Here is a 20,451-nt window from a genome sequence, read left to right on the forward strand (position 1 = left end):
GTGTCTTGTAGCTCCGACCGTAGGCGCTGAGCATAAGATGCGCAAGTGTTCCCTATTTGTGGAGGGTGAGATGGGCGAGCGGCGCCGAGGCCGGGCCCTGGAGGACGCGCTGCTCGACGCGGCCTGGCAGCAGCTGACCGAGAACGGCTACGCCGCCTTCACCATGGAGGCCGTCGCCGCCCGTGCCGGCACGAGCCGTCCCGTGCTCTACCGCCGCTGGGCCGGCCGGCACGAACTCCTGCACGCCACCCTCGCCCACGTCAAGGACCGCACCCACCTGAACCTGCCCGACACCGGGACCCTCCGCGGCGACGTCCTGGCGGTGATGAAGCAGGCCAACGGCACCAGCACCGGCCTCACCGCCGTCATGACCGTGCACCTGGCCGACTACTACGAGGAGACCGGCACGAGCCCGGCCGAACTCCGCGAGCTGCTCCACGCCGGCCGCCGCCCCCTCCTGGACGCCCTCTACGACCGTGCCGCCGAACGCGGCGAGATCGACCCCTCCCGCCTCACCGACCGCATCAAGTACCTGCCCTTCACGCTGCAGCGGCACGAGATCCTGATGACCCACAAACCCGTCCCCGACGCCACCCTCGAGGAGATAGTCGACACCATCTACCTCCCCCTCGTCCGCGCCGGCGGGGCATAGCGATGCTAGCGAACGTTCACTTACTCTGTTAGTGTCCAAAAAATGGTGGACATGCGACGGATGTCACCGCTTGCGCAACCGAACGGGACCGCCACCGGGGCGGCCGCCGCCCGTTACTCCGGCGCCCGGGTGTCGCGAGTGGAGGACGCCCGGTTGCTCACCGGTCGCGGGACCTTCGTGGACGACGTGGTGCGGCCGGGGATGCTGCACGCGTGCTTCGTCCGCAGCCCGCTGGCCCGTGCGCGCATCCTGGGGATCGACGCGTCGGAGGCCCTGGCGCTGGACGGCGTGCACGCGGTGTTCACCGCCGAGGATCTCAATCCGGACGTGCGCGAGCAGTGGTACACGCTGACCGGCAAGGACGTTCCGGACACGCCGCGTCCGCCGCTGGCCGAGGACGAGGTGCGCTTCGTCGGGGATCCGGTGGCGCTGGTGGTGGCCGAGGACCGGTACATCGCCGAGGACGCGGTGGAACTGGTGTCCGTGGACTACGACCCGTTGCCGCCGGTGGTCGACTATGTGACCGCGCGGGACGCGGAGGCGCTGGTGCACGCCGGCTATCCGCGCAACGTCGCGGGGGAGACGGCGGGACGTCCCGCGGCGGAGCTCGATCCGATCTTCGACGGCGCGCCGGTGGTCGTGCGGGAGACGATCTACCAGCAGGCGTACGCGCCGGTGCCGATGGAGACGCGGGGCATGGTGGCCGAGTGGTCGGCCCCCGACGGCGAACTGACGATCTGGGCGGCCACGCAGTCGCCGCACGAGGTGCGGCTGTTCTGCTCCCGGCTGCTGGGCCTGCCCGAGCACCGGGTGCGGGTGGTGATGCGCGACACCGGCGGCGGGTTCGGGCAGAAGGTCATGCCGCTGCGCGAGGACATGTGCGTCATGCTGGCCGCGCGCAAGCTGCCCGCCGCCGTGAAGTGGATCGAGGACCGCCGGGAGAACCTGATGTCGGCGGGGAAGTCGCGGCACGAGCACGGCGACGCCCGGATGGCCTTCGACGCCGATGGGACGATCCTGGCCGCCGCGATGGACTTCGTGCAGGACGTGGGCGCCTACCCGACGCCGTGGCCGGTGGGCACCGCCGGGGTCATCGGGATGCTCTTTCCCGGGCCGTACCGCATCGCGGACGCCACGTTCTCCTCGACCTGCGTGTTCTCCAACACCACCGGCCGCGCGGCGTACCGGGGGCCGTGGCAGTTCGAGTCGGTGGCGCGCGAGGTGCTGCTGGACATCGCGGCTCGCCGGATGGGCATGGACCCGGCCGACCTGCGCCGCAAGAACCTGCTGAAATTCGACGACCTGCCGTTCAGCAACCCCAACGGCATGGGGGTCTACACCGACGTCACGCCGCTGGAGACGTTCGAGCACGGCCTCACGATGCTCGACTACGACGCGTTCCGCCGCGAGCAGAAGCGGGCCCGCGAGCAGGGCCGCTTCCTCGGCGTGGGCACATGCAGCTACGTCGAGCCGACCACCGCCGGCATGAACCTGCTGAGCACGGAAGGCGCGACGATCCGGATCGAGCCGTCCGGGAAGGTCAACGTCTACGTCTCCGGCGGGTCGTCCGGCAACAGCATCGAGACGACGGTCGTCCAACTCACCGCCGACGCGCTCGGCGTCGACATCGCCGACGTCAACACCGTCCAGGGCGACACCGCGGTCACGCCCTTCGGCGGCGGCACGTCCGGCAGCCGTTCCGGCTCCATGACGGCCGGAGCCGTGGCCGAGACCGCGTCGGTGCTGCGCGAACGCATGACCGCCATCGCCGCGCACTGCCTGGAGGCGGCGGTGGGGGACATCGATCTGATCGGCGGACGCGCCGCCGTCCGCGGGGTGCCGTCGGCCGGCATGTCCGTCGCGGAGATCGCCCAGATCGCCTACTTCCAGCCCGACGCGCTTCCCCCCGGCACGCCGCCGGGACTGGAGGCCAGCGGGCGCTACCGGGCGCGCGAGCCGATGATCTGGACGAACGCCACGCACGTGTGCACCTGCGAGGTCGACCCGGTCACCGGAGCGGTCACGATCCTGCGGTACATCGTCAGCGAGGACTGCGGTCCGATGATCAACCCGAACGTGGTGGAGGGCCAGATCGCCGGCGGCACCGTCCAGGGCATCGGCGGCGCGCTGTACGAGCACCTCGCCTACGACGAGGACGGCAACCCCGTCACCACCACCTTCATGGACTACCTCCTTCCCACCGCCGTCGAGGTCCCCGCCATCGAATACGGTCACCTCGAGACTCCCGGTCCCGGCGAAGGGGGATACAAGGGCGTCGGTGAAGGCGGCGCGATCGGCGCGCCGCCCGCGGTCGTCAACGCGGTCGCCGACGCGCTCGCGCCGTTCGGCGTCGAGATCACCCGGCTCCCGATAACGCCGGAGTCGATCGTCGCGCTGGTCCGCGGCGCGCAGAGGACGGTGACCGGATGAAGCCCGCCGCGTTCGACTACCACGTTCCCTCGACCGCGGCCGAGGCGGTCTCCCTGCTCGCCGAACTCGGCGAGGACGCCAAGGCCATCGCGGGCGGGCAGAGCCTCGTCCCCATGCTGGCCCTGCGGCTGGCCGTCCTGGAGCATCTGGTCGACCTGCGCCGGGTGGAGGGGATGCGCGGCATCGAGCGGCGCGACGGATCCCTGTGGATCGGCGCCGGCACGACCCAGGCCGCGATCGAGCGGGACGCCGAGGTCGCGTCGGCGGTGCCCCTGCTGGCGCGCGCCACCCCGCTGATCGGGCACTTCCAGATCCGCAACCGCGGCACCATCGGCGGGTCGCTCGCGCACGCCGACTCCGCCGCCGAGTACCCGGCGGTGGCGGTGGCGCTCGATGCGCGGCTGGAGGTGCTGTCGCCGCGGGGTGCGCGCACCGTCCCCGCCGGCGAGTTCTTCCACGGCATCTACAGCACCGCCCTGGAGGCCGACGAACTGCTGACCGGGATCGACATCCCCGTGTGGGACGGCCGCTGCGGCTTCGCGATCGAGGAGTTCGCGCGCCGGGCCGGAGACTTCGCCATCGCCGGCGCCGCCGTCGCCGTGCAGGTCGACGGCGACGGGAAGGTGTCGCGCTGCGGCATCGGCCTGCTGGGGCTCGGCTCGACGCCGCTACGCGCCGTGAAGGCCGAGGCGGCGGTGCTCGGATCCCCGGCCGCCGACGTCGCGCCCGCCGACGTGGGCGACACCGCCATGGCGACGCTGGAGTCGGTCCCTTCCGACCTGCACGCGTCCGCCGACTACCGCAAGCACGTCGGGGCCGTCATCGTGGCGCGTTCCTGGCAACGGGCCGTCCGGGAGGCGACAGATGCCTGAGGTCCAGATCAGGGTCATGGTCAATGGGCGGCCGCGCACGGCGACCGTGCCGCCCCGGCTCACGCTCGCCGACTTCCTGCGCGAGCACTGCCGGCTCACCGGGACCCACCTCGGCTGCGAGCACGGCGTGTGCGGCGCCTGCAGCGTGCTACTGGACGGCGAGGCCGTGCGGGCGTGCCTGGTGTTCGCCGTGCAGGCCGACGGCGCGGAGATCACCACGGTGGAGGGGATCGCGGCGGCCGACGGCGAGCTCTCCCCGGTCCAGGCCGCCTTCCGCGAGCACCACGGGCTGCAGTGCGGCTTCTGCACGCCGGGCTTCGTGGTGTCGGTCACCGCGTTCCTGCGCGACAACCCCGACCCCACCGACGAGCAGATCCGCGACGGCCTGTCCGGCAACCTGTGCCGTTGCACCGGCTACCAGGGAATCATCGAAGCCGTCCGAGCGGCGGCGGAAAGGCCGGCCGAGCACACCCGTACCGCCGGAACCTGAACCCGGACGGCCTTCGCGTCAGACCATCACGGCCGTGGGCTCGGGTGCGAAGTCGATGCGGACCGGGCCGCGGACCGACCAGCTTTCACTGAACTCGAAACCGCGCACGTCGTAGCGGGGATAGCGGCTCAATATGCGTTCGAGGCCGATGCGCACCTCCATGCGGGCGAGGTTGGCGCCCAAGCACAGGTGGGCCCCGTGCCCGAAACCGAAATGCGCGGCCGAGCGGGAGCGGCGGACGTCGAGCACGTCGGCATCGGGGAAAACGTCGGGGTCGCGGTTGGCCGTCCCCGTCATCAACCAGACGCTCGCCCCGTCGGGGATCACCTGGCCGGCGATGGTGATCGGGCCGTTGACGACCGACCGCGGGACGGACAGCGACAGCTGCTCGAGCCGGAGCACCTCCTCGATCGCGGCGGGGATCAGGCCGGGGTCCTCGACCAGCAGGTCGCGCTGGCCGGGGAACTGGAACAGCTTGACGGCGCACTGGGCCAGCAGCTTGGCGGTCGTGTCGTTCCCGGCGATCAGCAGCAGCACCGCCGTCTGGATGAGCTCGTCGTCGGTCATGGCGCCGCCGTCGTTCGCGGCGACCGCCTGGCCGAGCAGGTCGTCGGCGGGGCGCGACCTGCGCCGGGCGATCTCCTCGGCGAGGAACTCGCGGATGAGCCGGGACGCCTCCTGGGCCCGGGCCAGCTTCTGCCGGCCGAGGTCGGAGACGTCCGTCGTCCCGCCGCCGACGCCGGTGACGATGTCCTCGCTCCACGCGTGGAAGGCCGCCCGCTTCTCGGGCGGGACGCCCATCATCTCGGCGATGACGACCGAGGGGATGTGCCAGATGAAGTCGTCGACCAGGTCGACGCGCCCGCCGCCCGCGACCTTGGCCGCGAAGCGCGCGAACAGGTCGTCGATCAGGGCCGTCACCCGGGGCTCCCAGCGCGCGAGGCCCCGCTTGGTGAAGGCGCTCTGCAGCGGGTTGCGCAGCCGGTGGTGGTCCGGCGGATCGTTGGCGATCATGCTGTCGGCGATCCACGGCGCCGACTCCTTCATCACCGTGGACGACAGGTGCCCGGTGTCGGTGAGGCAGCGCGTCACGTCCGCGTGGCGGTGGACGTGCCAGACCGAGAGCGCCTCGTTGTAGACGACGGGTCCCGCCTCGCGGATCTGCGCGAAGTGCGGCCACGGATCGGCGATGACCTCGGGGGCGTAGAAGTTGACCGAAACGGTCGGTGGCACGGATCCTCCTCAGTCGCCCAAGCTGATCGCCTGTTCCGGGCAGAGGTTCACGGACTCCAGTACGCGATCTCGAAATTCGGGTGGCACGTCCGGTTGCAGGACCACGCTGTAGCCCTCTTCGTCGGTGCCGAACACCTCGGGGCAGTGCGCGACGCAGCGCTGGTGACGGAAGCACAGCTCCCCGTCGATGGCGACGCGCATGGCCCGACCGCACCTCTCTTCCGGGCAGGTTTGTAAGTGAATATACACTTTCTTATGCGCCTGTAAACGCCTGGACGGCCCGTCGGACGCGACCCGCCCACTATCCAGACCTGTTACTTAAAGTCATGTCAAGCGCGCAGAGAGTTATACTGGTGTCGACGCGATGCGCGAGAGGCGTCGTACTTTCCGGCAGGGCAGACCATCTGGAGTGTTCATGAGGCTCTCTCCTCGCCCACTGCGAGCGGCCTTGGCGGCAGGGTCAGGTGCTGCCCTGACCATGACGGCCTTCTTCGGTCCGGCTCACGCCGAGGTCGAGCGCGGCACGCAAGTGCGTCAGGCGGGTGCGGACGCCTTTGCCGCTCCTCCCTGTGGGTTCTTCCGCTACAACGTCCGCGCGTCCGAGTTCGCCGCGTACAACCACTGCGGCTCGACGACGGTGCGGATACACGTCGACGTCAGAGGAGGCGGTAGTACGAACGACTATCACCTCTGTGTCAGCCCTGGCCGCACCCAGTTTCCGGGCGCAGGTCCGAACTATCTCAACGCGTACTACATCGGCGGCGCCGGCTGCCGGAGCGGGGAGCGTACCGGGCACACCCGCCACTGATTTGCGATCAACTACGAGTCGGCGGTGCTCGCGCCCACCGGAGTGAGGAGCGGTCTGCCGAGCGCGGCTGGACGAGATCCGCCCGGCGGTCGCTACCTCGGCGGACGCATCGCTTCGCGGTAGTCGCTGGGCGAGGTGCCGTAGGCGCTGCGAAAGGCCCGGGTGAAGGCCGAATGGTGGGTGAATCCCCAGCGGGCGGCGAGGTCGCGAACGGGAATCTCGTATTGGGCCGGGTCGGCCAGATCCTGGCGGGCGCGTTCCAGGCGCTGATGGCGGATCAGCGCCCCGACGGTGACGTCTTCGTCTTGGAAAAGGCGGTAGAGATAGCTGGTGGAGATCTGATGCGCGGCGGCCACGGTCTGCGGAGTCAGGTTCGGGTTCTGCAGATTCCGGTTGATGAAAGCGCGGATGCTCAGCGTCAAAGTCCGGCGGTGCGCCTCGGGGGAGAGACTGCGGCCGGCGTCGAGACTGTGGGCGAACAGGGCCGAGGCGAGGTCGGCCAGGACGGCGCCGAGCCGGGGGCCGTCGGCGGCGCGGTAGCCGGCGGTGTCGGCGATCAGGCCGGTGACGAACCCGGCCAGCAGGGCTCCGACGCCCTTTCGCGCCGAGAGCGGCCGGCCGGTCGCGCGGTCGGCGCTCTTGCGAGGCAGCGCCAGCAGGTCCTTGGGGATCTCGACCCCCACGCACCTGACGGTCTGGCCGGGCCGCCCGACCTGGACCGTGCAGGGCTGCGATGAGCTCTGACTGTGCAGGTCGTAGGGCCCGTATTCGGCCTCCTGGCGGTTCCAGGAAGCGCCCGCCGTGCCTTCGAGGACGAGCGTGAGGTTGTACGTCTCGGGGTCGGCGCGCCTGATCAGCTTCGCGGTCCGCCGGGACAGGAGCGGCTGGAGCGTCGACGGCCAGACGGTCACCGCGCCGAGCCGCAGGATGCGTATGCGCGCGTGGTAGTCCGCGGCGTGCTCGCTGCTCAGATCGACCGGGGCGTGCGTGCTCCCCATCCATTCCCGCCACCGCTCGAATCGTTCGGCGGGGGGAAAGTCCTCGGTCCGGTGCGCCACCTCGATCATGGCTTGTCCAGGTTCGCTCGGTACGACCAAGAGGTCTCGTCGAAGACGAATTATACGACCTCAGTCTCCGCGCGCGGCAGTCGGGTAGAAACGCGGACCCGAGTCGGTCACTTGAAGTGACTCCTTGACATTGGGGTAGATTTCGCACTGATATCGCGTCGGCCGGTTCAGCGGAACCAGTTCGACGGCGGGTATGTCCGAGCAGCGCACCTGGCGGCCGGTCACGTTGTTGCCCCAGTAGAAGCGGATGGCACCTTCGCGGGTGATCACCCCCATGGCCGGGACGGCATCGTATTCGACCAGGCCGGGCAGGAAGCCGGCGCCCTTGATCGTGACGGTCCAGGGAACCTTGACGCCCCTATAGGTCACCGTGCACTTCACGGTGGTACCTGGCCCGGGTTCGGGGTCGCCGCCATCGCACTCGGCGCTGGTCTTGCCCATCGCATAGGCCATCTTGACGGTCTTGACGCGCAGCTCGTACTCGAGGTTCTCGATGGGCGTGGCGTCGTCGCCAGGTGAGGGTGAGAGCTTCACATCGCCGAGCACTCCCCGACCCGTAGGGGAGGGGACGACGTTGGGCAGCGGGGTGGCGGACGGTCTCGGGGCGGCCTTGTCTGTGTCCGTGTCCGTGCATCCGGCGCTCAAAACGGTGGCCGACCCTATCAGTACGAGCACATTGATCCATCGCATGAGCCGGGAGCCTACCGATATGCAGCGCTACAACCCTTCCTTTCGGCTCACACCGGCGCCTTGTGGAACTCCGGCCATATGCTCGGGTATGCATTGTCAAGGAAGTGTGGAGGCCGTGTTAAGGACATGCGGGCGGAGTGCTGGCAAACTGAACGAGCATCGGCCGTCCGCACCTCATTGAGAAGGTCGCCGTGACCTCTGCCGTCCACTTTGCAGAAAGGCGGACATCATGAGGGGCTGTGCGCGGCCCCGGCTCTTGCCGGTCGCCGTAGTCCTGGCCGCTGTGGTCCTCGCCGGGTGCGGCGGTGGAAAGAAAGACCAGAAGCCATCGGAGCGGAAGCCTGCGGCGTCCGCGGCCACCAAGAGGGCGGTGCCGCCGCCCGCGGCCCCGAGGTTCGACCCGCCGGTCAGGTTCGATCCGCGGGCCGAGAAGCCGATCTCCGCGGGGGACGAGCCGGTCCTGTGGGAGCGGTTCGTCTTCCGGACGGCGGACACCTGGAACGAGCCGGAAGAAGGGAACGCGCTCCAGGCCCTCGACCTGCTGACGGGCGAGGAGAGCTGGAGGCTGGTGCCGAAGACGCGCGTCCGGAGCAGCTCGACCAGTCCGCTGGTCGTCTCGCTGGGAGGGCGCACGGTGGTGCTCGCGGCGTTCGGTGCGGAGATCCCGGGCGTGGGCACCCTCCCGGCCAAGCTCGCGGTGGAGCTCATCGCGGCGGATCCGGGCACCGGCAAGCTCCTGTGGACGAGCACGGTGGAGGTCGGGAACGGCAAGGGGTGGCCCGACCGCGGAGTCCGGCTCGTGGGCGCCGATGACACGGCGATCGTCATCGCTCTCGGTGAGGATCCCGCGTACACCATGGTCGTCGACCCCGCGACCCGGAAGGCCCGCTGGATCCGAGAGCTGTCCGCGGAGGGATACACCGCCGGGCGGGTCTTCGGAACGGCCGGGGAGTCACTGGCCGACCGCGTCGAGACATGGGATGCGAAGACCGGCCGCAAGCTGTGGGCGGCCGGGTTCGATCCCGGGAGGGAGCCGTACGACTATCCCGGCGGACCCGGTGTGATCGTCCAAGTGCGGCTCGCGGAGGTCGTGTTCCTGGACGCCGCCGACGGCAAGGTCCGGGGCCGCTTGGGCGGCAGTACGGCCTTCCCCGGCACAGCGTGCCTGTACGACGAAGTCTCGGTCCTGGTCTGCGATGTGCGGAAATCGGGTCTGGTCGGGACCCAGGACCTCCTTGCCGCCTATGACGTGACCACGCTGAAGCAGCTCTGGAAGCTGCCGGCGAACGGGCGCACCAAGCCCGGCCTCACCGGCGCGTGGCACGGCGTGGTCTACGCGATGTCGGAGAACGGCCCGGTCGCCCTGGACGCCCGTTCGGGCGCGGACCGCGAGCCGAACGCCGGCGCGGCCCCGACCCTGGTCTCCGCGAACGGCGGGCTGATCGCGGCACCCGGCCGCCGCGTCTGGACGGCCGTCCCGGCCGTCGGCTAGAGACCCGCGAGCCGCGCCGGCACCCGGAGATCATCCATCTTCGGGTGCGCCGACGCCGGACCGGAACCGGTGCTCCAGGCACGCCTTCAGCGGTTCCAGCGCGAACCGCACATCGCGATGAACCACTGGACTGGCCAGGAGTTCACTGACGAACCCCAGGTCACGCGGGGTGAGTCCGGCCATCGGACGCTCGAAGAGCGCGCCCGCCTCCCAGAGCGGCACATGGTAGATGTCGATGTCGCCGTTGATGAAGCCCACCGCGACGAAGTCACCGCCGGGTGACACGGCGAGGCAGGCGATGTGCCGGCGCTCACTCGGCCTGTGAGTGGAAAAGCTCTCCGTGCGCTCGCCGTCGCTGACCTTGATCTCATCGCCGTATCCGGCCACGACGACGTGCCCGGTTCGCGGCAGAACGAGGAATTTCGCTTCGCGAGCGTCGGCAAGGCCGGGATACTCGGAGCGGAGCCGTCCGTCCGGTAGCGACACGCGTGCCACGCGCCGCTGTACGTCGCCGACGAGCGTGTCGGCGTCGAGGAACTGCGCGCGCCAGAGCGGTGTCGCAGGGCCGACGGTGGTGAAGTCCCCAGTGGAGCCGTCGATCAGCACGATGGTGGACTCGAGCACGGCGAGCCGTCCGGAATCGCGATGGGCGGCGAGCCGCGGCCCGACTGCGGAGCGGCCACGATGCGGGATGTACGACGACAGCGCTCGCATGTCGAGGTCTCCGCTGCGTCCGCCCCGCAGCAGCCGGTTCCCCGTGGCCGCCGCGAAGCTCCCGTCATGGCCGGTCAGCTGCAGTGAACTGACCGGCGTGGAGGTGGTGAGCAGCTCTTCCCAGCGGCCTTGTGAACAGCGCACCAGGCGGTAGCGGTCCGGCTCGTCCATGGGGAACACGTCGAACTCGGCGGCGATCAGCGTGCCGCCACCGATGTGCAACAGCCTCTCGACTGGCATTCTGAGCGAGTAGTACTCGATCTGCAGTTCAGTGCGCAGGTCGTACACGCGCGCGTCGTATCCGCCGACGGCGAGGAACGGGCCGTCGGGGGCGAAGGACAGGGCGGGCGCGCCGGGTGTCAAGGGGCCGACCCACCAAGTGGTCGCCGGCGCGCGCTCCCGGATGCGCCTCATGCCCGCTCGGACGTTCTGGGGCAGCGCCTCACGCAGCGAGGTGTAGAGGTGGCGCTTGTCGTCGCGTGGAGCCCAACGCGGATCGAACAGTCGGACCAGCTCAACGCACGTGGTGATGGGCAGGTCGAGGACGAATGCCCACAGCTCCTCCCAAGCACGGCGGTCGGCCAGCTGCTCGGCCAGCCAGCGGACCTCCTCGTCGGACAGTTCGGCGAGGCCGGCGCGGCGGTCTTCGCCGACGATGACGCGGACGGGGTCCAGACCGCCCGCGATGAGCATCGCCTCCCGGGCATGCACGCGTTCGACGTCTGTGGCACCCGCGTAGGCGAGTGCGAGCAGGCTCCCGTCCCGGTCGAGGGCGCGGTACCGCTCGAACTGCCTGGTGACCAGGTAGAACAGGGCGCGCCGGACGGGAGCGACGGGGGCGAGCCCGTGCTCGGCGCACACAGGGGCCAGGTCGGGGTTCGCGGGCGTCGCCTCGCACACCTCGTCGACCAGACCGGGATCGTCCAGAGCGATGATCTTTTCCGCCGTCATGAGGGCGAGAGGGTGGCCGCTGAGCCGCAGCGCCTGCTGGAGCGCCTGCCGGTGGGACGGATCGCCCAGGGCGTCCGGACCTGCCGCCAGCGCGATGACGCTGAACGGCCCGTGTTCAGGGTCCGTTGCGGGCAGGCCCCACCGCAACAGCGCTTCCACCAGCGGCTCGGTCGGTGAGGCGAGCCACTCGGCCCATAGCGCGTCCAAGGCCGGGCTCGGCGGCGCCTCGTCATTGCGCAGCACTACTTCCACCAGCGGCGAGTCGCGGCGGGGGCCTTCGACCAGCCAGGCCGCGATCGACGTGCGTGCCCTGTCATGCCATGGGTGGGACGGTGTCCCGGCGATCCGGACAACGTCCTGCAGGGCGGTCACATCGCCCTTCCGCGCGGCTGCGAACAACCGTCGCGCTCGTAGCGTCCACCTCATCGACGGCCTTCTCCATGAGTCGTTGCCGTGGTCGGACCCGGCCCGGCTCCGCTCGGCGGGCTACCGCGACGAACCGGTGGCGAGGCTCCGTCCGGCCGGCACCGGGAGCCGGCGCCTCCGACGAGGCGGCAAGGGGCGCTCGAGCTTTCGTGCCCCCGGCACGGTATGGCCGGTCGGTGAAACTCCGGTGGACGGCCGGTGCCCGGCGGGCGGCGGGACACCGAAAGATCGCGTGCGCGCCGCCCGGTGCCTCGTGCGAGTCCCGCCCCCGCTGCACACTGAACGAGGGTCTGCCGAACCAGTGTGAGCGGGGAGGGCGCCGGCCATGCCCAGCGACGGGGAAGCACCGAGCCTGGTACCCGGGCACCGCGACCTGTCGGTCACGCGCCGCAGCGCGGGCGCGGTCACCTACCGGGCCGTTCACGAGGAGTCCGGGGACGTGGTCACCCTGCGGGTGCAGCGTGACGGCGGGCAGACCCCGCAGCCCGAACTGGACGCGCTCGGCCGCGCCTCCCACGACGAGCACCTCCTCACGGTGCTGGGCACGGGCACGACCGCGACCGGGCGCCGGTACGTGGCGCTGCCGCACCACGACGGGGACACCTACTCGGGCTCGGGGGCCATGCCCGTGCGGCAGGCGGTCGAAGTGGCCGCCGCCGCGGGAAGGGCGTTGCAGGCCCTCCATGAAGAGGGGCTCGTCCACGGCGACGTGCATCCGGGCAACATTCTCCGGGGTGACCGCGGCCCGCTGCTGACCGGCTCGGCCACGTTGCGCGGGCTTGCCGCCCACTCCGCCCGCGGGGTTCTGGAGCCGGTCGACCTCGAACGCGTCGACGCCGCTCACGCCGCCCCGGAAGCGCTCCAGCGGCAGCGGCAGACGCCGGCGTCGGATGTGTACGGCCTCGGCGCGACCCTGTGGACGCTGCTGGCCGGGCGCCCGCCCTATGCCGGCGGCGACCTGTGGACCATCCGGCAGCGCGTGCTGAGCCAACCGGTTCCGCCGCTGCCTCGCGACGACGTGCCCGGCTGGTTGGCCGGTGCGCTGGAGACCGCGATGGCGCCCGAGCCCGGCGACCGGTTCCCGTCGGCCGCGGCGTTCGTCCAGACGCTGGCCGATGGGCTGCACGGACTCCCGGAGGCCGCCGGCCCGGTCCGTGTGAAGCCGTCCCGTCCGGAGCCGTTCCGTTCAGAGCCGCTGCTTCAGGAGCCGCTGCTTCAGGAGCCGCTCCGACCAGAGCCGCTCGGTCAGGAGCCCTCCCGCGCATGGGAGCGGCTTCCCGGCTGGGCCTGGGACGGGGACGGACTCGGCGGCACCGCCGACAACGGCGGGCGCGGCCAGGGCGCGGCCGAACGCGCGCCGGACTCGTCCGCGCCCGTACGGCCGGAGCCGCCGGAACCGGAGGAGCAGCGCTCGGCGCCGCGCTCGCGCCGCCGCCTCGGCCCGGTGGTCGCGGTGGTGGTCGCGCTCGCGTTCGTGGGTGCCGGAATCGGCGTGACGGGCCTGCTCGCCGGCGCGCGGACGGACGCGGAGCAGCCGCGGGCCGAGCCCTCGCCGGTGCCCACGTCCACGCCGACAGCGGTCCATCCGGTCAAGGAGTACCTGCCCGGACGGGTGCGGATCGTCGACGGCCGGGTGTCGATCGAAGTGTCCTGGCAGGACCGCAGCGGGGGCAGGGCGGCGTACTACGTCGTGGGCGGGCCCCGGGGCCGTCCGGCGTCCACGCTCGCGAACGTCCCGGCGGGGACGGAGAAGGTCGTGGTCTCCGCGCTGAATCCGAGCGTGGACTACTGCCTGACCGTGGTCGCCGTCGTGGACGTCGACCGCGTGGCCCACGCCGAGCCCGTCTGCACCCGCCGGGTCAAGCGCGACGACTGAGCCGACCACCGCAGCGGGCGCGGGTCCCACCACCATGACGCCCGCCGCCACCACGGCCGTGACCTGCGCAGCTCGCGGATCAGGGAGCGCGCCTCGGTGACCGCGAGAGAGGCGTCCTGCGATGTGACCGGCCCCCCGAAACCCGCCGCGTTGACGATCCTGGCCGTCCGCTGGAGCCGTGCCGCGTCCGTCCCCGGGATCGAGCGTTCGAGGTGGGCCGTCACCTCGGACGCGGTCGCGGCGGGCGGGGCGGGGACGCCGGCGAGCCGCATCGCCACCAGCACTTCCGTCCAGGCGGTCAGGGCCTTCCGGGCGCAATCCCTCATCCGGCGCATCCTCCGGAGCCGCCGCCACCGCAGCAGCGGCACGGCGACGAGATACAGCGGCAGGACGGCTGCGACGGCGAGGCCCGCCACCGGCCACACGGGCGTCCCCGGCCGTGAGTGCGCCGCCACTGCGCGGGGCGGTGCCGGGGTTCGCGCGCCGCCGCCCGGGCCGGGCCCGCCGGAAGCGCCTTCGCCCGTTCCCGCACGCTCGGCCGCCCCCGAGCGGACACGCGGATTGGGGTCGTACGGCACCCAGCCGAGGCCCTCGTAGCAGATCTCTCCCCAGGCCACGGCGTCGCCGGTACGGACCACGCGTCCGCCGTCGCCGCCGGTGCCCGGCCCGAACCCGACCATGATCCGGCTCGGCAGGCCCGCGGCCCTCGCCAGGACGGCGAACGCGCTGGCGAACTGTTCGGACGTCCCGCCGCCGCCCTTGCGTCCGGGCTCTACGAGAAGCTCGTTCAGCTCGGCGTAGCCGTGCCCGCCGCGTGCCGCGGGGCCGATGGTGTAGCTCTCGCGAAGGTACTCGGCCAGGCGGGACGCGCGCTGGTGCGGGGTGCCGTCCCCGGCGGCCTTGCGGGCGATGTCGATCAGCCGTGCGGGCGCCCCCTGCGGCAGCCGCGCGTACCGTTCGAAGCCCGGGCCGAGAGCGGGCGTGGCGCGGGACGCCTCGCCGCCGCTCAGGTCGGGGACGGAGCCCGTCGCGCGGTACGTCCGGCCCGCGACGGGCCCCTTGGAGGACAGGGCCGTGCCCGAGGCCGCGTCGTAGCCGAAGTCGAGCCCCTCGATGCGCGTCGGCGTTCCGGGGACGGGCACCCAGTCGCCGGGCAGGTCTCTGACCGCGACCTCCACCGATGCGCGCTTCGCCCGCGGCGGCCGCACGCCGGGGGGCGGCAGCGCGGGCCCCGACGGCCGGTACGTGCTGTCCGGCAGCCAGGTCGGGCCGGTGAACTCCGCGAGCGCCACCCACCGCAGACCGGTGCGCGGACCTCGCACCGTCATGAGGGGACGGTTCGGCTCGGCCGCCCACGCCGAAAGGTACGCCAGCGGGTTGCGCACCTCGCGCGGCTCCTCGGGGGAGTCGACGACGGTTCGCGGGTCGGCGGCCCGTACCGGCCAGTCGTCCAAGACGCCGGGCGCCGCCACCACCATCCCGAACGAGGGGACGGCGACCGCGCATGCCAGAACCGCCCCCGCGGCGGCACGGCGGGACGCGGACCGGCGCGGGGCCGGCCGGAATCCGCCCGCGAGCACCCGCACGGTGATCCCCGCCGGCGCGGCGGCAGGACGTTCCGGCGGCGAGAGCACCAGCAGCACCGCACCGGCGACGGCGAGCAGCGCGGCCGACCGGTAGCCGGCGCCGACCGCCTCCGGGTTGAGCGTCGCCGCGCCCGCGAGCAGCAGCGCGCCCGGGAGCAGCGCGGGCAGCCCGCGCCCATCGCGGCGCAGCGCCGTCCCCGTCGCGCCCGCCAGCCACACCGCCAGCAACGGGAACGCGATCAGGTCGACGGTCAGCGGCGCCTGCGAGGTGGTGGTGAGGATCCGGGCGCCCGAGTGCAGGACGGCGTCCAGCGCGGCGGGCACCGGCTCCCGCACCGGTCCGGGCCGGCGGGCGGCCAGCGCGACCAGCCCGGCGAAGGCCACGGGCAGCCCGGCCAGGAGAGCGAAGGCCGGGCCGAGACGCGGCAGGACCCGGGCGGCGCCGGCGGTCACCGCCACGGCGGCCACGGCGGCGGCCAGCAGCACGGCCGCGGCGGGCCCCGGGCGGTCGTAACCTGCCGCGAGCAGCGCGATCGCGGCCCCGGACGCCGCCACGACCGCGGCGGCGTCGGCCGCCGCGCGCAGGCGGCTCACCGCGCCCACCACGGCGCCCGGTTCCAGCGCTCGGCGAACGCCGCCGCGTCGGGCGCCTCCAGGAGCCGCACGCCGCGCCGCGCCCCTCGCTCGTGTGGCGGCTCGGCGCCGCCGGCCGTCCCGATGACGCCCACCAGGGAGAGCGCCGTGCGTCCGGCCAGGGCCGCCAGCGCCGTGGCCGCGTCCCGGGACGCCGTGGCCGGCAGGAGCACGACCGCCCGCCCCGGCCCGGTGCGCAACCGTCCGCAGGCAGCGGCGAAGTCCGCGTCCGGTCGGGCCGTGGCCTCCGCCAGCAGGTCCAGATGCGCTGTCCGGCCCGCCGTCGCCGGCGAGCGCGCGCCGCCCGCCAGCCGCAGGTCGACCGGGATCGCGGGATGGTGCGCCACGATCGAGGCCGCGACCTCGGCCAGCGGGTCCAGTTCGGCGGGGCCGTGGCGGTCGTCCACCAGCACGGTCAGGCCGGCCCGGAGGGTGTCGGCATGCTCGCGCACCACCAGCCGCCCGCGCCGCGCCGAGGTGCGCCAGTGCACCTGGCGGACGTCGTCGCCCGGCGCGTGGTCGCGCAGCCCGGCGAAGGCCCCCTCGCTCGCCCGGGTCGCCGCCGTCGACGCGTCCCGTCCGCCCGTCCCGCCCGCGGGCACGGCGGCCAGCGGATGGTGCCGCGGATGGACCAGGACCCGGACGGGCACGTCGTCGGCCGGACAGGACGTCCGCGCCGATCCCAGCGGGTCGGTCCGGACGATGCTCAGCGGGCCGATCTCCAGCACGCCGCGCCTGTCGGCCGCCACCTCGTACCGCGTCCGCGTGCCGGCCGTCCCCAGCGGGACCACAGCCTCACCGCCGGGCCCCCGCACCCGGTCGAACGCCTCGGCACGCGGCGGTTCGTCAAGGTCAACGGTGATTCGCACCGGCTCGCCCGCCCGGGTGCGGACGGCCGAGCACCGCCTCCGGACCCGGACGGGACGGGACCGCCCGGCCAACAGCAGGCCCGCCGCGACCGCCGGAAAGGCGGGCGCGCCCAGCGCGGCGAGCGCCGGATAGCCCAGGCCCAGGCCCAAGCCGCACAGGACGGTGCCGGCGGCGAGCAGCCCCCAGCCGCGGGCGGTGGGGCGGGGAGACCCTCCGGCCACCGCTAGCGCGGGTTCTCGTGCGGGCCCGGAGCCGGGACCTCGGCCAGCACGCCGTCCAGCAGCTCGGCGGCCTCGTCCGCGCCGGCCGGGCCCGACAGCGGCACCAGTCGGTGGCCCCACACCGGCGGCACCAGAGCCTTGACGTCGTCGGGCGTGACGTACGCGCGGCCGTCGGCGAGGGCGTGCATGCGGGCGGCGCGGCACAGCGCGATGGTCGCGCGCATCGAGACGCCGGCGCGCAGCCCGGGATGGCGGCGGGTGCGCTGGGCGAGCCGCAGCGCGTACTCGTAGACGGGCTCGGCGACCGACACCCGGCCGGCGATCTCCCCCAGCCGCGCCGCCTCCGCGGCGTCCAGCACCGGGCTCAGGTCGCCGGGCGCGGTCAGGGACCCGCCGCGCATGAGCGCCAGCTCGGCCTCCTCGCCCGGGTAGCCGAGCGTCAGCCGCATCAGGAACCGGTCGAGCTGCGCCTCGGGAAGCGGGAAGGTGCCCTCCATCTCCACCGGGTTCTGCGTCGCCGCCACCAGGAAGGGGCGGGGCACCGGGTGCGGCGTGCCGTCCACGGTGACCTGCTCCTCCTGCATCACCTCCAGCAGCGCCGACTGCGTCTTGGGCGAGGTCCGGTTGATCTCGTCCACGATGACGACGTTGGCGAAGACGGGACCGGGGTGGAACTCGAACTCCCGGCTGCGCTCGTTGAAGATCGTCACCCCGGTGATGTCGGACGGCAGCAGGTCGGGTGTGCACTGGACCCGCCGGGACGTGCCGCCCGTGACCGCGGCCAGCGCCCGGGCCAGGGTCGTCTTGCCCATGCCGGGGAGGTCCTCCAGCAGGACGTGCCCGCCGGTCGCGAACGCGGTGAGGACCAGCCGCACCGTCGCGGGCGCGCAGCGGGCGGCCGACTCGATGGCCGCCGCCATCCGGTCGAAGGTGTCGGCCGCCAGCACCGCCTCCTCGTCGGTCGCGGTGCCGGCCATGGTGGGGGACGCGGCCGTGGTGCTCACCCTTCTCCTCTCGGTTCGTACGGGCGCATGGCGGGCGGGTCAGCCGCAGTTCGCCCAGCCCGCGGAGGTGCTGCCGCCGTTCGCGCCGCCCGAATACCGGACGCAGTCGCCGGGCGCGAGCAGGTACACCGGGCCGGCGTAGTACTTGAAGGAGCCGCTGTCGGAGGCGACCTTCCCGCCGTTCTGGCTCTCCAGCCGGACCCAGGCGGTGGACGCCGTTCCGATGCCGGACGTCTTCATCGCGACCGCGCAGTTCTTCTTGGTGGCGGCGCTGTAGAGCTGGTAGACGCGCCCGCCCGCGAAGGACGAGGACCGCTGCACCTTGTAGTCGCCGCCCTGGCTGTTGCAGACCTGCTGCGGCGAGTACGGGTTGGCGGCCGGAGGCGGAGACGCGGCCGGGGCGGGAGCCGGGTTCGATGCGGGCCGCCCGGTGGACGGCTGCGTCCGCGGCGCCGGCGAAGCCCCCTGATCCCGTGGCGCGGACTTCGGGCTCGGCTTCCCGGACGGCTTGGGCGACGGTTTGCCGGGTTTCGCCGACGGCGCCGCGGGCGGCTCGTCATCCGGGACGTTCGGGCGCAGGTCGACCACCGGCCGCCGCGTGTCCGCGGGCTCGGGGAAGCTCGGCGCGGCCGGTGGAGCCGCCACGCGCGGTGGAACCGTCCCCGGCGGCGTGCCGGGACCGTTGCCGCCGCCCTGCCCGGTGCCGTCCCCGTACTTGCCGACCGTGCGGGCCCGGCCGTCGGAACCGACGACCTGCGCTTCCGGGCTGCCCGGAGCGTTGACGAACAGGCTGCCCTCCCGCACCTGAAGCTCGAGGTCGCCCCGCCCGGACGGCATCGTCAGCACGCTCGTCTGAGGACCGGACGGGTCGTGCACACGAACCTGGCCCGTCTCCCGGGCGGCCACGTACACCTTGCCCGCGAACGGCACCGCCGGCTCCTGCACCGGGTCGCGCAGCGGGAACGAGCGGATCGGACCGCCCTTGCCCACGTCCGCGACGGTGACCACGGCCCCGGCTGCGGGCACGGTCACCGCGGCCAGCGCCCCGTAGGTGCGGTCCGGCATGATCGCGCCCGCCAGTGGCACCGGGGCGGTCAGCCGGCGGCGGTTCCCGTCACCGCCCGCAACGACCAGATCCCGGCCGCCGCGGTCGGCCACCAGCGCGCCCCGGTCCAGCACGGTCAGCGCGAGGTCGCGTCCCGGCTCGGCGACCTCGATCGTCCGGACCACGGCGGGCCCTTGCGCGGTGACCTTCAGCCCCGCGACGGTGCCCTGCTGCGGCACCGCCACCCACAGCAGGCCCGAGCCGTCGAACTCGCCGCCGACCAGCGGCCCGGGCAGCCGCAGCACCGAGCCGGTGGGCCGCAGCGTGGCCGGGTCGACCGCGCGCACCTCACCGCCGGTGCGCTCGATCACCGCGGCGGCGCCGTTCCCCATCGCCAGATGCGGGTCGCCCCGCGTGCCCACGTCCGCGCGCCCGGACAGGCCCAGCGAGTTGAGATCGAGCGAGGACACCCTGCCGGTGTCCAGATCGTGGATCAGCAGATGCCGGTCGTCCTGCGTGACCCGCACCCGGTTCCCGCGCGCCCCGGGAACCGCCAGGGTGCGGTCCACCCGCCCGGTCTGCGCATTGACCTTGCTGACCGTCCCGGCGGGCCGGCTCCACAGCCACGCACTCCCGTCGGAGGCGGTGGTGGCGTGCCCGACCCGGCCGCCGCCGAGCATGCTGGCCAGCAGCGCCAAGGCGATCACCGCCGCGGTGGCCCAGCCCCCGACCCGAGCCCGTGCCAGAACCCCGGTCCCCTGCTGCCGCACTGACGGCTCCCTTTCGTTCCCCGGACGGCTACGGCACGACGGTCGACGTCGCGCCTCCGCCACGCAGTTCCTGCTCCCGATTCAGCTCCCGCTGCCGCTGGAACGCCGCGGCCAGCGTGAGCGCACCGACGATGACGGCGAGGACGACCGCCCCCGCCACCACGGCGGGCCAGATCCGCTGACGGCGGCGCCAACTGCGGCCCGACCCGTACAGCAGCGCCCCGTTCAGCTGGCGGCGGCGCAACGCGTCGGCCTGCAGCACGTACCGCTCGGCCGACGGTGTCGCCTCGAACGCGCCGCCGCCGCGTACCGGTCCCGTCAGAACATCCCTTCCAACCGGCGACCCAGCGCGGCGTACTCGTTCCCGGCGCCCTCGGTACTGGTGACCAGCTTCTGGAACGCGGCGTTCACCTGCTGGAAGTGCTGCTGGTACTCGTCGAACAGCCTGGCCGCGTTGCCCTGGCCCGCGCCCTCCCACTTGCTCAGCGTCGTGCGCGCCTGACCGTCGATCGCGGTCAGCAGGGCGCGCAGCTTGCCCAGGTGCTGCGCCTGCTCGCCGGCCAGCCCGGACAGCTTGCCGGAGTGGCCGTAGACCTCGAAGCCCGCATTGTTGCCCATGGG

At 72.9% G+C, this 20,451-nt stretch carries 18 protein-coding genes; 7 read left to right on the plus strand and 11 right to left on the minus strand.

Features of this window, described 5'->3' with window-relative positions; translation table 11 throughout:
• Window positions 1–70 precede the first annotated feature (70 nt).
• The 4 genes from F8568_RS21600 to F8568_RS21615 all read left to right on the plus strand — a co-directional run bounded on the left by F8568_RS21600 (window position 71) and on the right by F8568_RS21615 (window position 4,444).
• On the plus strand, window positions 71–652 hold the full coding sequence (locus F8568_RS21600) for a TetR/AcrR family transcriptional regulator (RefSeq protein ID WP_151595561.1): 582 nt from the start codon (window positions 71–73) through the stop codon (window positions 650–652).
• A gap of 153 nt (window positions 653–805) precedes the next feature.
• Entirely contained in the window at window positions 806–3,082 is a 2,277-nt protein-coding gene (locus F8568_RS21605) for a xanthine dehydrogenase family protein molybdopterin-binding subunit (protein WP_202125212.1), read from the plus strand.
• Window positions 3,079–3,954, plus strand: a complete 876-nt coding sequence (locus F8568_RS21610) for an FAD binding domain-containing protein (protein WP_151595563.1) — start codon at window positions 3,079–3,081, stop codon at window positions 3,952–3,954. Before F8568_RS21605 ends, F8568_RS21610 begins: the two co-directional genes overlap by 4 nt.
• Window positions 3,947–4,444 carry a (2Fe-2S)-binding protein gene (locus F8568_RS21615; RefSeq protein ID WP_151595564.1) on the plus strand — a complete coding sequence of 166 codons (498 nt, stop codon included), beginning with the start codon at window positions 3,947–3,949 and terminating at the stop codon, window positions 4,442–4,444. The genes F8568_RS21610 and F8568_RS21615 overlap by 8 nt, the downstream gene beginning before the upstream one ends.
• 18 nt (window positions 4,445–4,462) lie before the next feature.
• On the opposite strand, the gene F8568_RS21620 is transcribed toward F8568_RS21615, so the two are convergent.
• Together F8568_RS21620 and F8568_RS21625 are read right to left on the minus strand one after the other, a co-directional pair.
• Window positions 4,463–5,677 (minus strand): cytochrome P450, encoded by a 1,215-nt coding sequence (locus F8568_RS21620; protein WP_151595565.1) that lies wholly within the window; start codon window positions 5,675–5,677, stop codon window positions 4,463–4,465.
• 9 nt (window positions 5,678–5,686) lie between these two features.
• Window positions 5,687–5,878, minus strand: a complete 192-nt coding sequence (locus F8568_RS21625) for a ferredoxin (RefSeq protein ID WP_151595566.1) — start codon at window positions 5,876–5,878, stop codon at window positions 5,687–5,689.
• 277 nt (window positions 5,879–6,155) lie between these two features.
• Between F8568_RS21625 and F8568_RS21630 the strand changes: the two genes are divergently transcribed.
• Entirely contained in the window at window positions 6,156–6,485 is a 330-nt protein-coding gene (locus tag F8568_RS21630; protein ID WP_151595567.1) for a DUF6355 family natural product biosynthesis protein, read from the plus strand.
• Between the two features lie 92 nt (window positions 6,486–6,577).
• On the opposite strand, the gene F8568_RS21635 is transcribed toward F8568_RS21630, so the two are convergent.
• Together F8568_RS21635 and F8568_RS21640 are read right to left on the minus strand one after the other, a co-directional pair.
• Window positions 6,578–7,552, minus strand: a complete 975-nt coding sequence (locus F8568_RS21635; protein WP_151595568.1) for an AraC-like ligand-binding domain-containing protein — start codon at window positions 7,550–7,552, stop codon at window positions 6,578–6,580.
• A 60-nt stretch (window positions 7,553–7,612) separates the two neighbouring features.
• The gene (locus F8568_RS21640; RefSeq protein ID WP_151595569.1) at window positions 7,613–8,098 is read right to left on the minus strand and encodes a hypothetical protein; all 486 of its coding nucleotides are present in this window, start codon (window positions 8,096–8,098) and stop codon (window positions 7,613–7,615) included.
• A 514-nt stretch (window positions 8,099–8,612) separates the two neighbouring features.
• Here F8568_RS21640 and F8568_RS21645 point away from each other — a divergent pair.
• A complete protein-coding gene (locus tag F8568_RS21645; RefSeq protein WP_160573701.1) occupies window positions 8,613–9,734 on the plus strand; it encodes an outer membrane protein assembly factor BamB family protein in 1,122 nt (373 codons plus the stop codon).
• 30 nt (window positions 9,735–9,764) lie between these two features.
• On the opposite strand, the gene F8568_RS21650 is transcribed toward F8568_RS21645, so the two are convergent.
• Entirely contained in the window at window positions 9,765–11,771 is a 2,007-nt protein-coding gene (locus tag F8568_RS21650) for a hypothetical protein (RefSeq protein WP_151595571.1), read from the minus strand.
• A 379-nt stretch (window positions 11,772–12,150) separates the two neighbouring features.
• Here F8568_RS21650 and F8568_RS21655 point away from each other — a divergent pair, with 379 nt between their 5' ends.
• Entirely contained in the window at window positions 12,151–13,701 is a 1,551-nt protein-coding gene (locus F8568_RS21655; protein WP_151595572.1) for a serine/threonine protein kinase, read from the plus strand.
• Here the strand turns inward: F8568_RS21655 and F8568_RS21660 are convergent.
• The 6 genes from F8568_RS21660 to F8568_RS21685 are packed head-to-tail and all read right to left on the minus strand — an operon-like array spanning window position 13,611 to window position 20,448.
• On the minus strand, window positions 13,611–15,881 hold the full coding sequence (locus F8568_RS21660; RefSeq protein ID WP_151595573.1) for a DUF3488 and transglutaminase-like domain-containing protein: 2,271 nt from the start codon (window positions 15,879–15,881) through the stop codon (window positions 13,611–13,613). The two genes, F8568_RS21655 and F8568_RS21660, sit on opposite strands and share 91 nt — an antisense overlap.
• A complete protein-coding gene (locus tag F8568_RS21665; RefSeq protein WP_160573702.1) occupies window positions 15,878–17,011 on the minus strand; it encodes a DUF58 domain-containing protein in 1,134 nt (377 codons plus the stop codon). The genes F8568_RS21660 and F8568_RS21665 overlap by 4 nt, the downstream gene beginning before the upstream one ends.
• A 2-nt stretch (window positions 17,012–17,013) precedes the next feature.
• Entirely contained in the window at window positions 17,014–18,015 is a 1,002-nt protein-coding gene (locus F8568_RS21670; RefSeq protein WP_328600980.1) for an AAA family ATPase, read from the minus strand.
• Between the two features lie 39 nt (window positions 18,016–18,054).
• On the minus strand, window positions 18,055–19,830 hold the full coding sequence (locus F8568_RS21675) for an NHL repeat-containing protein (RefSeq protein WP_151595575.1): 1,776 nt from the start codon (window positions 19,828–19,830) through the stop codon (window positions 18,055–18,057).
• A gap of 28 nt (window positions 19,831–19,858) precedes the next feature.
• The gene (locus F8568_RS21680; RefSeq protein WP_328600981.1) at window positions 19,859–20,092 is read right to left on the minus strand and encodes a hypothetical protein; all 234 of its coding nucleotides are present in this window, start codon (window positions 20,090–20,092) and stop codon (window positions 19,859–19,861) included.
• 56 nt (window positions 20,093–20,148) lie between these two features.
• A complete protein-coding gene (locus F8568_RS21685; protein ID WP_160573703.1) occupies window positions 20,149–20,448 on the minus strand; it encodes a WXG100 family type VII secretion target in 300 nt (99 codons plus the stop codon).
• Between the last annotated feature and the right edge of the window lie 3 nt (window positions 20,449–20,451).

This window comes from Actinomadura physcomitrii, assembly GCF_008923205.2.
Lineage (GTDB): Bacteria > Actinomycetota > Actinomycetes > Streptosporangiales > Streptosporangiaceae > Spirillospora > Spirillospora physcomitrii.

Coding starts and splice junctions, on each gene's coding strand:
- F8568_RS21610 (WP_151595563.1), top strand. CDS start 3,079: ATGAAGCCCGCCGCGTTCGACTACCACGTTCCCTCGACCGCGGCCGAG.
- F8568_RS21655 (WP_151595572.1), top strand. CDS start 12,151: ATGCCCAGCGACGGGGAAGCACCGAGCCTGGTACCCGGGCACCGCGAC.
- F8568_RS21635 (WP_151595568.1), bottom strand. CDS start 7,552: ATGATCGAGGTGGCGCACCGGACCGAGGACTTTCCCCCCGCCGAACGA.
- F8568_RS21630 (WP_151595567.1), top strand. CDS start 6,156: ATGACGGCCTTCTTCGGTCCGGCTCACGCCGAGGTCGAGCGCGGCACG.
- F8568_RS21685 (WP_160573703.1), bottom strand. CDS start 20,448: ATGGGCAACAATGCGGGCTTCGAGGTCTACGGCCACTCCGGCAAGCTG.
- F8568_RS21625 (WP_151595566.1), bottom strand. CDS start 5,878: ATGCGCGTCGCCATCGACGGGGAGCTGTGCTTCCGTCACCAGCGCTGC.
- F8568_RS21600 (WP_151595561.1), top strand. CDS start 71: ATGGGCGAGCGGCGCCGAGGCCGGGCCCTGGAGGACGCGCTGCTCGAC.
- F8568_RS21615 (WP_151595564.1), top strand. CDS start 3,947: ATGCCTGAGGTCCAGATCAGGGTCATGGTCAATGGGCGGCCGCGCACG.